The organism is Candidatus Rickettsia barbarica (genome assembly GCF_041477405.1).
In the GTDB taxonomy this organism is placed as follows: Bacteria; Pseudomonadota; Alphaproteobacteria; order Rickettsiales; family Rickettsiaceae; genus Rickettsia; species Rickettsia rickettsii.
Genome location: NZ_JBEWYL010000005.1, coordinates 34736 through 47678, shown reverse-complemented (window position 1 = coordinate 47678; position 12943 = coordinate 34736). Strand labels below are relative to the sequence as shown.

The following is a 12943-nucleotide window of genomic DNA, read 5'->3' as shown; positions in this document are numbered from 1 at the left end:
TATTAATTCATAAAGTTATGGCACATTATAAAGAGTTTGAATTTGACTGCGATTTTAGTGGACAAAGAGCCAAGTTTAAGTTTTATATAGGTACGCCTCAAGAAGGGCATCATCCGCTACAATTTCAGGCAAAATGGTTATCTGACGAAAGAGGCGGTACTATTCCTGATGATGTTATGAAAGCAATATCACAGCTAAATGATCTTGCCAAAAAAAATGGTGTTCCACTCCCGGATTTATGTGTATATGCTCTTGGTTCTGCGCAAGAAGTCTAAGCTACTCCTCAAGACGAAGATGAAAACGAGAGTGAGAACCAAGAGGATAAAGCAGAGCAGGCATAGTTAAAAATAATAAGGAGATTCATAGAGATTAAAATGAAACAATATAATGATTTATTTAAAATGATTCACCGCGAAGGATATATATTTATTGCTAGCTTTGCATTAGTAAGTTTTTTATTAGCATCATTTAATGAAAAACTTGGCTGTATTGGATGTATTGCTACTGCTTGGTGTATTTATTTTTTCCGTAATCCTGATCGCTTTGTGCCTATAAGTGATGATCTGGTAATAAGTCCTGCAGATGGAATAATTCAAGAAATTAAGGAAGCATTGCCGCCTCCGGAATTAGGACTTGGTGATGTGGAAATGATTAGAGTTAGTATTTTTCTAAATATTTTTAATGTCCATGTTAATAGAATCCCGGCAAACGGAAAAATTTTAGCACTTCATTATAATCCAGGAAAATTTTTTAATGCTTCACTCGATAAAGCTAGTATTTATAATGAGCGTCAATCAGTATTAATGGAAACTGCTCAAGGTCAGAAAATTGTTTTTGTTCAAATAGCCGGACTTATAGCAAGGCGTATAGTTTGTGATTTAGAAGAGGGTAATGAAGTTAAAACGGGCGAGCGATACGGTATAATTCGTTTCGGTAGCAGAGTAGATGTTTATTTACCTTTGAAAACAGCTTTATTAGTGAGTAAAGGGCAGACTGCTATAGGCGGTGAAACTATCATTGCTGATTTTGGACGTAAAAAGACAACAGAATTTAAGTTTGAGAGGCAGTAGCCTCATCACTTTAAAACCGTCATTGCAAGCAGCTGTAGGCATGGTTTGTTTATGTCATTCCCGCATAGGCGGGAGGGGGAATCGAGTGAAACGTATAAAAAACAAGTTTTTTATCTGTTTATTTTATCAAATTAAGATTATTTTTTGCTGGATTCCTGCTTTTGCAGGAAGTGAGACATTGACAGCCATGCAACCACACTGTTTTTTCCTTGCAATGACGTGATAAATACATTTTGAGTATAAAAATTGTTAAAAATTCGTAAATCTATAATAACTAAGCCTGTACCTCTAATAAAATTAATTCCCAACTTTATTACGTTGCTTGGTTTAGTAACCGGTATGAGTTCTATAAAATTTGCTTTGGATAGCAGATGGGAACTTGCGGTATATTGCATTATAGTAGCGGCAATTATTGACGGTATCGACGGTAGAATAGCAAGGATGCTAAATTCAGTTAGTCCATTTGGTGCAGAGCTTGATTCATTATGCGATTTTGCTAATTTCGGTATAGCTCCTGCCTATCTGATATATTTATGGTCTTTTCAACAATATGAGTATAAGGTATTTTCATCAGCGGTAATGTTATTATTTATAGTGTGTATGGCACTACGTTTAGCTCGCTTTAACGTTGGTATTTATCAACCGCAACAAGATAAAACTGACTATTTTTTTACCGGTGTACCTGCCCCATGCGGTGCTTTACTTGCTTTAATGCCTGTAATGATAGATTTTGAAATCGGTACGTTATTAAATATCCATACCCGTACTCATACTATAACAATTAATATATATTTGGCTATTATAGCTTTTCTACTTGCTAGTAGGCTTCCTACAATCTCAACAAAAAATTTGAGTATTAAACCTGAATATTTATCGCTTGCAATGATTTTAGTTGCTATTGTTATTATAAATCTTATCATATATCCATGGTATTCACTGCCGTTAATTGCAGTTATATATATTCTTTCTATACCAATTTGTTATTTTTTTAAACATAGAGGGTATTGGTAAAGTTAATTATGCCGAGTGTATTACAACAAGCTATCGACAAATATAAACATCATCCATTTACTAAATATGTAATTATTATAGCCTTAATCATATTTATTTATTTGGGATATAGAATTTATGTTTGGGCAAATACACAATCTACTGATAATGCTTACATAGATGCAGATATTTCAAATGTTAGTGCTGAAGTTAGCGGTGTTTTAACAAAGTTATTTGTTACCGATAATACTAAAGTTAATAAAGGCGATCTGATAGGTGAAATTGACGATAGAGATTATAAGGCAAAACTTGCAGTACTTGAAGCATCTATTGAAGCTTGCATAAAAAATATAGAAATTATAGAGCAAAAAATCTCAATAGGGCAGATTAGTCTAGAGCAAGCAGCTGAAAAATTAAAGCTTAATAAAATAAGCTTTGATATTGTTGCAACAGATTTTATGAGAGTACAGGAGTTAAATAAGGCAAAATTTGCTAGCTCTAAAACGTTAGATGATTCTAAAAACGCATATCAAAAAGCCAAAACGGATTATAAACAAGCACAGTTAGCTTTAGATATATCTAAGCAACATTTACAGCTTCTTGAGCTTGAAAAAGCAGCAGAACAGGAAAAACTTAAAGAGCTAACAGAAAATAAAAAAGTAACCTTAAGGAGCTTACAAAATACTAAACTTATTGCTATGGTACCCGGAATAGTAGTTTAGAAGTCGGAAATTACATAGTACCGGGTAGGGCGTTGTTTTCTATAGTTCAAGATAATACTATGTATATTCAGGCTAATTTTAAAGAAACACAAATTCAGAAATTTAAGTCCGGTATGAAAGTCAAAATTGAATTTGATGCTTTGCCTAAAAAGGTAATTTACGGGAAGATTCGTAATATTGCTCCTGCGACCGGCTCTAAATTTAGCTTAATCCCACCAGATCATGCTACCGGTAATTTTACTAAAAGCGTACAACGTGTACCTGTTTAATAGATTTTGAATCCCCAAATGCTAAGCTAGTTCCCGGCATGTCAGCAATCGTATCCATTAGAACAGATCAAAGTACTTAATTTTTGTTAAAAAATAGCAATAATTATTCTATTAAAAGTACATATTCTAGTATTATTTACTGATTACTTAAAAAGCTATATAATATGAGTAATACCAAAAGTAATAATTAATATGCAAAGATATTTAGATCCCACTAATTGATAGTGTGTTTAAAAAAATCTTTCGTGATTTAGAGAGGTTCAAGGAATTTATCAATGCAGTTTTTGAACTACCTGAGGGGCTTAGAATTAAAGCAATAGAATTTATACCTGTAGAGCAAGTACCTATGCGCGATAAAGGGAACAAAAAGCATATTTGATTTAAAGGTTAAAGATGAAGCCGGTAGTTGGTATATAATCGAGCTTACAACTTATACAAGGAATAAAGCATAAAGAGTTATTACCGAAACAAATAAGCAATATTTATTTGATTTTTCCTATGTATTTATAGAGCTTAAAATTTTGATAAAGATAAGCTTGAAACTACTATAGATGAGTGGCTACATTTATTTAAGTGTGCAGAAACAGAAAACAGCCCACCTGCAAATATAAAGAGCGAGAAGGTATTAGATGCATACAATATAATAGAAATGCATTACCTCACCGCCGAAGAATATGATGCCTATATAAGAGCGAAATTAATGGAAGATGCCCCGAGGAAATAGCTTTAGGAAGAACAGTGTGAAAAAGGGAAAGAAAGAAGCATAGAAATAGCAAAGAACTTGTGACTTAAAGATATAGATGTCACAATATAATAGCAGATTCAACAGGGCTAACTATAGAAGAAATAGAAGAGTTAAAAGCAAAAATAGAAAATTCTGAAACTAGTTGATTAATTATTTGCTCTTTAACTCTGCTAATTCTTTCTTGAGTTTTATTACTAAAGTTTGTAATTTTTCAAATTCTTCGCGAGTGACGTAATTACCTTTAAGTATTTTATCCTCAATTATGCCACAGCTTTTATCCGTTATACTATTTAAGGCTTTTTGTGCTACGCTGCTAGCTCCAACGACTACTTTTAAAATATTATTTGTTTTCATAGTACCTCTATCGATAAAGCATGCAAGCCGCTATTAAATTCATCGGCAAGTAAGTTATTAATAGTGCGATGATTGGCAATTAGGCTTTTCCCCTGTAATGTTTCTGCAGAAATTCTTATTTTTATATGGCTGTGAATTCCGTTATAATGACTAGCATGTTTATAGCTTTCATCTATTATTTCTTGAAAATGTGGTTTTAACACACTTAATTTGTCGTGTATCCTTTCTATACGGTTCATATTTTTATTTCATTTACAGTAAAAATACCCTAATATTCTTAAGTATATAATTTTATGATACACATGGCAATGTCGGAATTAAGAACGAATTATAAAGATTTACAAGATGCGATAGATAAATTGGAAAAAGGCGTATGTTTTGCTTGTAGATTAGTTAATTATGATGAAATAGAATTTATAGAGCAGGGTAAGCATTTTATAATTGAAGATTTAGATCAAATCATTGAAGATGTAAGCAAAGAACTTAATATTTTTTCAAAGTTTAAGAAAATAAAGAAAGATAGAATATTATTTATCCTAAATACTACTGATTCTGACTTAATTAAAAATTTTGCTAGAAAATTATATTTATTTTTGCAGCTTTATATTAATGAACAGAAGCCGGCAATTTATATGAATTGTTATATTGCTAGTATTAAATTTCCAAAAAAAGTAAGTAATAATGCTAAAGAAATTGAAAAAACATTAAATATGTTACTTTCACAAAATAATAATTATTATTACCGTGAATATAGCAGTACAGAACATGATTTGGAAAATATAAGAAAATCTAATCTTCAGCTTAACTTACTACGACAAGCCTTAGCAAAAAAGACTATGCGATTTGCTTATCAGCCTATAATAGATCGTAATACTATGAAGATTCATTATTATGAATGTCTGCTTCGTATACCTGACGAGAACGGTGTTTATATTTCCGTAGGTCCTATAATCCCTATTGCTGAAAATAAAGGATTAATTTTTATAATTGATCAAATTGTTTTAGAAATGACTGTGAATGAACTTGCCCGTAACCCAAACTTAATGTTAGCCGTTAATATTTCAAATATAGGAACATGCGATGAAGCTTTATGGGAAATAGCAGAAAACTTATTAAAAGCTCATAATGTTGGGGATCGTTTAATTATTGAAATTACGGAAACTTCTTTCAATCAGAATTACGATAAAATAACTTTATTTATTAATAAAATACATAAGTACGGATGTAAATTTGCATTAGACGATTTTGGTGCGGGTTTTACTTCTTTTAAACAACTTCAAAGCTTACCAATTGATATTATCAAAATTGACGGTAAATATGTGCGTAGTATTACAAGTGATGTACAAAGTAGGTATTTCGTAGAAAGATTAATTAAAATTTCAGAAGATTTAGGTATTGAAACGGTAGCTGAATTCGTAGAAAACGGAGAAATAGCTAAATTTTTAATTGATCTAAAAGTCGGTGGGCTACAAGGAAACTTCTATTCCGAACCAAAATTTGATAGGGTGGATGAGGTTTAATGATTGTCATACTGAACCGGTTTTGTTGTATGGCTCTTGAAAAAGACTCCGATGTCATGCCGTGATTTGACCACGGTATCCATAAAAATAACTTTTAATATCAATGATTTTAATATTTTAAACTGGATACCGCGATCAAGTCGTGGTATGATACAGTTAGTGCTTGACAATGTTACTTAAAACCTATATGCAGAACTCAATTTTAAATGATTAAACTTAAATGCTGTTACTTGAATTAAAAAAAACTCATCAAACCTTAGAAACTATACATTTTATAGGTATCGGCGGCGTTGGCATGAGCGGTATTGCCGAGATATTATATAATCTAGGTTATAAAGTACAAGGTTCCGATTTAGTAGAAAATTATAATACTAAAAGACTTGAGTCATACGGTATTAAAATATTTTTAGGACACGCCGAGCAGAACATTACCAATGTGTCGTATGTTGTTATTTCATCGGCAATTAATCCAAAGAATCCTGAAATAAAAGAAGCTTTGGAGCGTAAAATTCCAATTATTAGACGTGCGGATATGCTTGCTGAACTTATGAGATTAAAATATTCAGTAGCAGTTTCGGGATCGCACGGTAAAACTACTACTACTTCTTTAGTTGCTTGTTTATTTGAGGCAGCTGGTTTATGTCCTACGGTTATTAATGGTGGGATCATCAATAATAAATCGACTAATGCATATCTTGGTTCAAGTAATTATTTAATTGCGGAGGCCGATGAATCGGATGCAACGTTTATTCATATTCCATCAACTATTGCGATAATAACTAACATTGATCCTGAACATTTAGATTATTATAGAGATTTTGAAACATTAATTGGTGCTTTTAGAAGCTTTATTACTAATTTGCCGTTTTACGGTTTTGCCGTTTGTTGTATCGATCATAAAATAGTTCGTAAGTTAGTAGACGATATTACTGAAAGGAAGATTGTTACTTATGGCATCGATTCGGAAGATGCTCATATTATAGCGTTTAATATTAACACTGATATTGCCTCCTCTACTTTTGACGTAAAAATTAGTCTACCAAATGTACTAGGTATAACGATTATTGAAAAAATTACTATTCCAACGCCCGGAAGACATAATATTTTAAATAGTCTTGCTGCAATTGCCGTTGGGATAGAATTAGATTTCGGTATTAAAGCTATTAAAAACGGTTTTAATAATTTTAAAGGAGTGAAGAGGAGATTTACCAAAGTAGCTGAATATAATAACGCTTCAATTATCGATGATTACGCTCATCACCCTGAGGAAATCAAAGCAACGCTTGCGACGGCTAAAAATATAGCAAATAAACAAAACGGTAAAGTTATTGCTATTTTTCAGCCTCACAGATATTCAAGAATGCAGTATTTATTTGATGATTTTATGTTGTGCTTTGCTGATGCCGATATACTCTATATTACTGATATATATGCTGCAGGTGAAAACCCTATAGAGGGAATTACAGGACGAAGTTTAGTTAATAAGATTACTAAGCGTAAACATCACGATAAAGCAAATTTTCTAGCAGAGCTAGATGATGCGGTTGGAGTTATTATAGATAATGCAGCTTCTGGTGATATGATAATTATGATGGGAGCAGGTAATATTTCAAGTTTTGCTAATGAATTAGAGGGGAGATTGTCATCCCGTGGCTTTAGCTGTCATACCGTGGTTTGACTGGTATTGTTGCATAGCTCTTATGTCATTCCTGCGAAAGCGGGAATGACATCTGTTCGTATAACATAGGGTCAAGCGAACTAAGGGACAAAAGAGTGAAGATAACAGTAAAGCAAATAGCAGGACTAAATATGTTAATTTTACCGATAGTAAAAGGTGAGTATAAAAAAGATTATAATTTAAAACACTTAACATGGTTTAAAGTAGGCGGTAATGCTGAAATTTTCTTTAAACCTTTAGATAGCGAAGATTTAAAAAGTTTCTTAATACAAAATAAGCAAAAATTACCTATAAAGACTTTTGGAGCAGGCTCAAATGTTATTATAAGAGACGGCGGCATAGAAGGGGTCGTTATAAAACTTGGTCAGAATTTTAGCAATATTGAGTTTATAGATAATTATTTAATAGTAGGTAGTAGCTGCCTTAATTATAATTTAGCAAAATTTTGTCAAGCAAATGCTATTTCCGGTTTTGAGTTTTTAGTAGGTATTCCAGGGACTATCGGCGGTGGTGTTGCTATGAATGCCGGTGCTTACGGCTCTGAATTTAAAGATATTGTAGTGCAGATTGAAGCGATTGACTTTGCAGGAAACTTTTTAACATTCACAAATGAAGAAATCGGTTTTAAATATCGCAGTAATAATTTACCAAAGAATTTAATTATTCTCAAAGCTGTTTTTAAAATAAATAAAGGCGATAGTGAAAATATATTATTACGGATGAATGAAATAAATAATGCAAGATCATCTACACAGCCTATTAAAGAGCGTACGGGCGGTAGTACTTTTGCAAATCCTGAAGGGCGTAAAGCTTGGGAACTTATTGACAAAGTGGGGCTTAGAGGTTATAGAATAGGCGGTGCTTCGATGTCAGAACTTCATTGTAATTTTATGATAAATAATGGTGATGCTACCGCTAAGGATTTAGAAGATTTAGGTGATTTTGTCCGGCAGAAAGTATGTGAAGATAGCGAGGTTAAGTTAGAGTGGGAGATTAAGAGAATCGGACGTCATCCCTAATTAAAAAGGGCGTTGTTGCAGCTAGTTTTATGTCATTCCTGCGGAAGGCGGGAATCCAGTAAAACATATAAAAAACAAGTTTTTTATATGTTTATTTTATAATATGTAACTTCTATATCAATATTGAAGTTATTTTTCTGGATCCCCGCGTAGGCGGGGATGACATCGAGTAGGTTTTTCGAGCTATGCAACAAGGCCGCTTTTAGTTAGGAATTACAATGGATTTAATAAGAAAGGAAAAAACATGCATAAATATCAAACACATTGGGTAGAACACTCTATAGTCAAAATATTAAGTAGTACCGGTAAAAAGCATATAGCATTAATGGCAGGCGGTATGTCTGCTGAGCGTGAAGTATCGTTAGTGTCAAGTGAAGGAGTTAGTAAAGCTTTAATTGAATTAGGATATAGAGTTACCTTTATTGATATGGGAGCGGATATTGCAGTTAGATTACAAGAAATAAAACCTGATATCGTTTTTAATTGCCTGCACGGTACATATGGTGAAGACGGTTGTTTACCAGGATTACTTAATATAATGCGGATTCCTTATACTCATAGCGGCGTGTTATCTTCAGCTTTAGCATTCGCTAAAATACATTCTAGGAGCTGGTTTTTAACGAATAATATTAATATGGCAGAAAGCATTGTTGTAAATAAAAGCGATAATATAAAAAATGATCCTATGAAACGACCGTACGTTATTAAGCCTCTTACGCAAGGTTCAAGTATTGGTGTTGAGGTGATATTTGCAGAAGACGATTTTAACTTTGCCGATTATGATTTTCCTTACGGTGATCAGGTAATAATAGAACAATATATAAAAGGGCGAGAATTGCAAGTAGTGGTATTAAACGGCAAAGCTCTTGGAGCTTTAGAGATTAAATTACTAAAGAATCGTTTCTATGATTATGAAACTAAATATACCGAAGGATTTGCTGATCATCTTTGTCCTGCTCCGCTACCTGCTAATTTATATGAGAAATTACTTATAGAGTCAGAAAAAATTTATAAAACAATGAATTGTAAAGGTCCTGCTAGAGCAGAGTTTATTTTAGAAGAGCAGACAAACAAGTTATATGCTTTGGAGGTAAATACTCACCCAGGTATGATGCCTTTATCAATAGTGCCGGAAATTGCAGCTTATGCAGGGATAAATTTTACTAACTTAATTGAAGAAATTATAAAGACGGCAAGCTTTGAATCATGAGAAAAAAAACAAGCTCCAATAAAAAAAAACAAACAAAAAAAACTAATAATATCTCATTACGCCGAAAATTAGGACTAATTTACAAAAAAGCAATATTAGGGCTTAAGATTGCTTTAATTATCTTTGTATGTCTATTTGTTTTTACAAAATATTTTGCCGGCATAAAAACCTACTTAACAACAAATATATACCAAACAACAACAAAACTTGGGTTTAAACTTGAGAATGTTATCATTGAAGGACAGCAAAATGTTGATGAGCCTACAATATTAAAGGTTTTAAATGCGAATAAGGGCAGTCCTATTTTTGCTCTTAAATTAGACGAAATTAGAAATAATTTAAAGAAAAATAAATGGATCAAGGAAGTATATGTCAGTAGAAGATTACCAAATACGGTATATATAAAATTATTTGAAAGAGAACCTATTGCTATTTGGCAAATTAATAATCAGCTTTTCTTAGTCGATGAAGAAGGTTACGAAATTAGTAAAAATATTCAACCTTTTCCTCATTTATTACATGTTGTAGGGGAAGGGGCGAATATCTATGCAGGTACATTAGTATTAGAGCTGCAGAAATATCCGGCATTAATGAATAAAACTTCAGCTGTTGTAAGACTCGGAGATAGAAGGTGGGATTTAAAGCTTAAAGGTAATATAAGTATTAAGTTACCTGAAAAAGAGTTTGAAGAAGCATTAAAATATGTCGATGCACTAAATAAAGCTAATAAGCTATTTAACCAAAATTATAAGGTTTTGGATTTAAGGGATAAGAATAAGTATTATATAGAGAAGTACTGAGAATCGTCATTGCGAAGAGAAACGTAGTTTCGACGTGGTACTCTTGTCAAGCATCCTGAGCTTGCTTCGTCTCATTACTTTGTAATTCTTCGCGCAATGACGTTTTTGGAATAACAAGCATAAAAAAATGAAAGACAAAATATCAAATTTTGTTACACTTGATTGCGGTAGTAGTAAGATTGCCGTAATTGCTGCCTATATTAGTAAAAAAGGTGAAATTAAAGTAGCTAGCCAAAATTTGCATCATTCTAAAGGTATTAAATCAGGAGTTATATCAGATTTAAAAAATGCTGAAACTAGCATTGTTTCAGCAATTTACGCACTTGAAAAAGATTGCAGTAAAAATGTAAAAAAAGTTATATTATCGTTATCAGGTGCCGACACTAAATCTTATTATATTAATTATACCATTAAAGTTAACGGGCAAACCGTAACGCAGCAGGATATTAAAAAGTTACTACAAAAAGCATTACTTGAATTTAAAGTTAAAAACCAGGAAATTATTCATTATTTTCCTCTTGAATTTACCCTTGATAATAATTCAGTCGAGAATCCTATAGGTATGTACGGTAGAGAACTTAGTTGTGAATTACATATTATTGCTGCTAGTTCAAATATGTTATCAAATATTGTACAATGCTTCGCTAAATGTCATGTTGAAGTCACAAATATTACTCTAGCAATTTATGCTTCTGCTATTAGCTGTCTTACGAATGATGAAAAAAATCTAGGTTCGCTTATCATCGACATGGGGGATAAAACTACCTCTTTCGGCATTTTTTTTGCCGGTAAATTAATATATACGGGGCATGTAAATATAGGTAGTTTTCATATTAGCTCGGATATTGCTAAAGTCTTTGGTATTGATCTTGTTACGGCAGAGAAATTAAAAATTTTATACGGTAATGCAATGATACCTTTATTTGAGAAAGATAGTATTGTAAATATGGAGGATTTTCAGGTTGATACTCATCATACTTTAAATACTTCCGTAACAATTTATAAATTGGCTGAGGTAATAAGAGCAAGAGCCGAAGAAATATTATCAATGGTAAAAGCCGAATATAATAAAGCAACAAAAGGGCAGGTTGAAGTTTTTAGAGTTGTAATTACCGGCGGCGGGTCTCAGCTTAGAGGACTTAAAGAGCTTTCAAATAAAATTTTTGAAAAACAGAGTAGAATCGGTAAACCGGAGATTATTGCCGGTTTTATAGAAGACTATAATCCGGCTATGTATTCAGCAACTATAGGAATGCTAAAAATTCATGCTCTAAAACAGCAAAAAGAATTTGCTCATATTAGACTTGATGCAAATAGTAGCTTCTTTAAAAAAGTTTTTGATTGGTTTAAAGAGAATATTTAGAGAGGTTGCCCGCGTTGGACTGGAAAATGCATTTAGTGTCATTCCCGCTTCCGTGGGAATGACATAAAATGATCCACGCAACAATACCTACTTGCAATGAGGAATTGTATTTACGCGGGCAATGTCATTTAGAAATATTTTGCTAAGAATTATTATTAGGTTTTTCTCTAGAACAAATTAGTACATTCCCTTTAACTTCGATAATAAAAAGTCGGTCGCCTGTTTTTGCATCGATTTCATTTGGAACAAGGTAAGCATTCATAATAGCACCGGACCATCTTACTTGTCCTATAGTATCAGAAGAAACTGTAGCACTATAAACCTCTACCGTTTTGCCTATCAGATCCGAGTAATTTTTTGTTTTATCAGTTTTATTATAAACATATTTTTTAAGAGGATAATATAATATGCAAAACCAAATAAGTGATAATATACCAAAAAATGTTATTTGATTTGTTAAGCTAACTAGAGGGTAATTATATACCACAAGCGTGTTTGATAACGCTCCAAGCCCAAAGAATAAGAATCCAATACTTGGAACTGTAAAGAATTCAACAACTATGCAAATTATACCTATTATTAACCATATTTCGGTGAGATAATTATTTATCATGAACATAAGTTTTTAAAAATAATATTACGTCAGCTATGTCTTGTGGTTTTGAGATACCGGCAAAGGACATTTTAGTTCCTGGTGCATAGCTACTTGGTTTATGTAAGAAAGCAAATAAACTATCATCATCCCATACGTCGCCAAGTTTTGATAGAGCAGGGGAATATTTATAGTTTGCTATGCTTGCTTTTGGTCTGCCTGCGACATCCCAAAGATGCGGTCCTAGTTTATTTGGACCGTCTTTATCAAGAGAATGACACATTAAACATTTCTTGGCTATTTCACGACCGTTATCGGTGTTAGCAGTCTTCATTAATTCCGGTATATTTACCGGTGCTTGCTCTAGTGCGGTAGTATTTTGATTTTCTGATGATTCTTGAACCGCAACGCTATAGCCGCGATGTTGTAACTCTAGAGTGGGCTTGTATAATATATTTGCAACAAAGCTAACCATCATAGCAATTAAACTAGCAAATAAGATGGCTGCAACAATTTTATTTAATTCTTTTCCAGACATTTATTTTGTTTTTTTATTAGAGTTTATACTATAATTTCAGTTGTAAGAGAAGTTAATTAAATAAATAAAAGAA

Annotated in this window: 13 protein-coding genes and 2 pseudogenes; 11 read left to right on the top strand and 4 right to left on the bottom strand. The window is 32.5% G+C overall.

Annotated elements, in window-relative coordinates:
* Positions 1 to 17: 17 nt before the first annotated feature.
* The 5 genes and pseudogenes from ABVF33_RS06870 to ABVF33_RS06850 all read left to right on the top strand — a co-directional run bounded on the left by ABVF33_RS06870 (position 18) and on the right by ABVF33_RS06850 (position 3430).
* Positions 18 to 341, top strand: a pseudogene (locus tag ABVF33_RS06870) (DUF2610 domain-containing protein).
* A 33-nt stretch (positions 342 to 374) separates the two neighbouring features.
* On the top strand, positions 375 to 1070 hold the full coding sequence (locus ABVF33_RS06865; protein ID WP_499706776.1) for a phosphatidylserine decarboxylase: 696 nt from the start codon (positions 375 to 377) through the stop codon (positions 1068 to 1070).
* A gap of 246 nt (positions 1071 to 1316) precedes the next feature.
* The gene (gene pssA, locus ABVF33_RS06860) at positions 1317 to 2081 is read left to right on the top strand and encodes a CDP-diacylglycerol--serine O-phosphatidyltransferase (protein WP_499706775.1); all 765 of its coding nucleotides are present in this window, start codon (positions 1317 to 1319) and stop codon (positions 2079 to 2081) included.
* Between the two features lie 8 nt (positions 2082 to 2089).
* Positions 2090 to 3131: pseudogene (locus ABVF33_RS06855) on the top strand (HlyD family secretion protein).
* A gap of 146 nt (positions 3132 to 3277) precedes the next feature.
* Complete coding sequence (locus ABVF33_RS06850; protein ID WP_499706774.1) at positions 3278 to 3430, top strand: hypothetical protein; 153 nt, start codon at positions 3278 to 3280, stop codon at positions 3428 to 3430.
* A 516-nt stretch (positions 3431 to 3946) separates the two neighbouring features.
* On the opposite strand, the gene ABVF33_RS06845 is transcribed toward ABVF33_RS06850, so the two are convergent.
* Both ABVF33_RS06845 and ABVF33_RS06840 read right to left on the bottom strand, forming a co-directional pair.
* Positions 3947 to 4150: a coiled-coil domain-containing protein gene (locus ABVF33_RS06845; protein WP_499706773.1), complete on the bottom strand. Its 204-nt coding sequence runs from the start codon at positions 4148 to 4150 to the stop codon at positions 3947 to 3949.
* Positions 4147 to 4389 carry a BolA family protein gene (locus tag ABVF33_RS06840; protein ID WP_499706771.1) on the bottom strand — a complete coding sequence of 81 codons (243 nt, stop codon included), beginning with the start codon at positions 4387 to 4389 and terminating at the stop codon, positions 4147 to 4149. Before ABVF33_RS06840 ends, ABVF33_RS06845 begins: the two co-directional genes overlap by 4 nt.
* A gap of 54 nt (positions 4390 to 4443) precedes the next feature.
* Between ABVF33_RS06840 and ABVF33_RS06835 the strand changes: the two genes are divergently transcribed.
* The 6 genes from ABVF33_RS06835 to ftsA all read left to right on the top strand — a co-directional run bounded on the left by ABVF33_RS06835 (position 4444) and on the right by ftsA (position 11740).
* Positions 4444 to 5670, top strand: coding sequence for an EAL domain-containing protein (locus ABVF33_RS06835; RefSeq protein ID WP_499706770.1), 1227 nt, complete (start codon positions 4444 to 4446; stop codon positions 5668 to 5670).
* 220 nt (positions 5671 to 5890) lie between these two features.
* Positions 5891 to 7348 carry a UDP-N-acetylmuramate--L-alanine ligase gene (gene murC / locus ABVF33_RS06830; RefSeq protein WP_499706769.1) on the top strand — a complete coding sequence of 486 codons (1458 nt, stop codon included), beginning with the start codon at positions 5891 to 5893 and terminating at the stop codon, positions 7346 to 7348.
* A gap of 131 nt (positions 7349 to 7479) precedes the next feature.
* Positions 7480 to 8367, top strand: coding sequence for a UDP-N-acetylmuramate dehydrogenase (murB, locus tag ABVF33_RS06825; protein ID WP_499706812.1), 888 nt, complete (start codon positions 7480 to 7482; stop codon positions 8365 to 8367).
* A gap of 244 nt (positions 8368 to 8611) precedes the next feature.
* Positions 8612 to 9577: a D-alanine--D-alanine ligase gene (locus tag ABVF33_RS06820; protein WP_499706768.1), complete on the top strand. Its 966-nt coding sequence runs from the start codon at positions 8612 to 8614 to the stop codon at positions 9575 to 9577.
* The gene (locus ABVF33_RS06815) at positions 9574 to 10377 is read left to right on the top strand and encodes a cell division protein FtsQ/DivIB (protein WP_499706767.1); all 804 of its coding nucleotides are present in this window, start codon (positions 9574 to 9576) and stop codon (positions 10375 to 10377) included. The genes ABVF33_RS06820 and ABVF33_RS06815 overlap by 4 nt, the downstream gene beginning before the upstream one ends.
* A 127-nt stretch (positions 10378 to 10504) precedes the next feature.
* On the top strand, positions 10505 to 11740 hold the full coding sequence (gene ftsA, locus ABVF33_RS06810; protein ID WP_499706766.1) for a cell division protein FtsA: 1236 nt from the start codon (positions 10505 to 10507) through the stop codon (positions 11738 to 11740).
* A 142-nt stretch (positions 11741 to 11882) separates the two neighbouring features.
* Here the strand turns inward: ftsA and ABVF33_RS06805 are convergent, their stop codons facing one another.
* Complete coding sequence (locus tag ABVF33_RS06805) at positions 11883 to 12359, bottom strand: NfeD family protein (RefSeq protein ID WP_499706765.1); 477 nt, start codon at positions 12357 to 12359, stop codon at positions 11883 to 11885.
* Positions 12343 to 12870 carry a c-type cytochrome gene (locus tag ABVF33_RS06800; protein ID WP_499706764.1) on the bottom strand — a complete coding sequence of 176 codons (528 nt, stop codon included), beginning with the start codon at positions 12868 to 12870 and terminating at the stop codon, positions 12343 to 12345. Before ABVF33_RS06800 ends, ABVF33_RS06805 begins: the two co-directional genes overlap by 17 nt.
* Positions 12871 to 12943: the final 73 nt, after the last annotated feature.

Coding starts and splice junctions, on each gene's coding strand:
- ABVF33_RS06865 (WP_499706776.1), top strand. CDS start 375: ATGAAACAATATAATGATTTATTTAAAATGATTCACCGCGAAGGATAT.
- ABVF33_RS06845 (WP_499706773.1), bottom strand. CDS start 4,150: ATGAAAACAAATAATATTTTAAAAGTAGTCGTTGGAGCTAGCAGCGTA.
- ABVF33_RS06840 (WP_499706771.1), bottom strand. CDS start 4,389: ATGAACCGTATAGAAAGGATACACGACAAATTAAGTGTGTTAAAACCA.
- ABVF33_RS06835 (WP_499706770.1), top strand. CDS start 4,444: ATGATACACATGGCAATGTCGGAATTAAGAACGAATTATAAAGATTTA.
- murC (WP_499706769.1), top strand. CDS start 5,891: ATGCTGTTACTTGAATTAAAAAAAACTCATCAAACCTTAGAAACTATA.
- murB (WP_499706812.1), top strand. CDS start 7,480: ATGTTAATTTTACCGATAGTAAAAGGTGAGTATAAAAAAGATTATAAT.
- ABVF33_RS06820 (WP_499706768.1), top strand. CDS start 8,612: ATGCATAAATATCAAACACATTGGGTAGAACACTCTATAGTCAAAATA.
- ABVF33_RS06815 (WP_499706767.1), top strand. CDS start 9,574: ATGAGAAAAAAAACAAGCTCCAATAAAAAAAAACAAACAAAAAAAACT.
- ftsA (WP_499706766.1), top strand. CDS start 10,505: ATGAAAGACAAAATATCAAATTTTGTTACACTTGATTGCGGTAGTAGT.
- ABVF33_RS06805 (WP_499706765.1), bottom strand. CDS start 12,359: ATGTTCATGATAAATAATTATCTCACCGAAATATGGTTAATAATAGGT.
- ABVF33_RS06800 (WP_499706764.1), bottom strand. CDS start 12,870: ATGTCTGGAAAAGAATTAAATAAAATTGTTGCAGCCATCTTATTTGCT.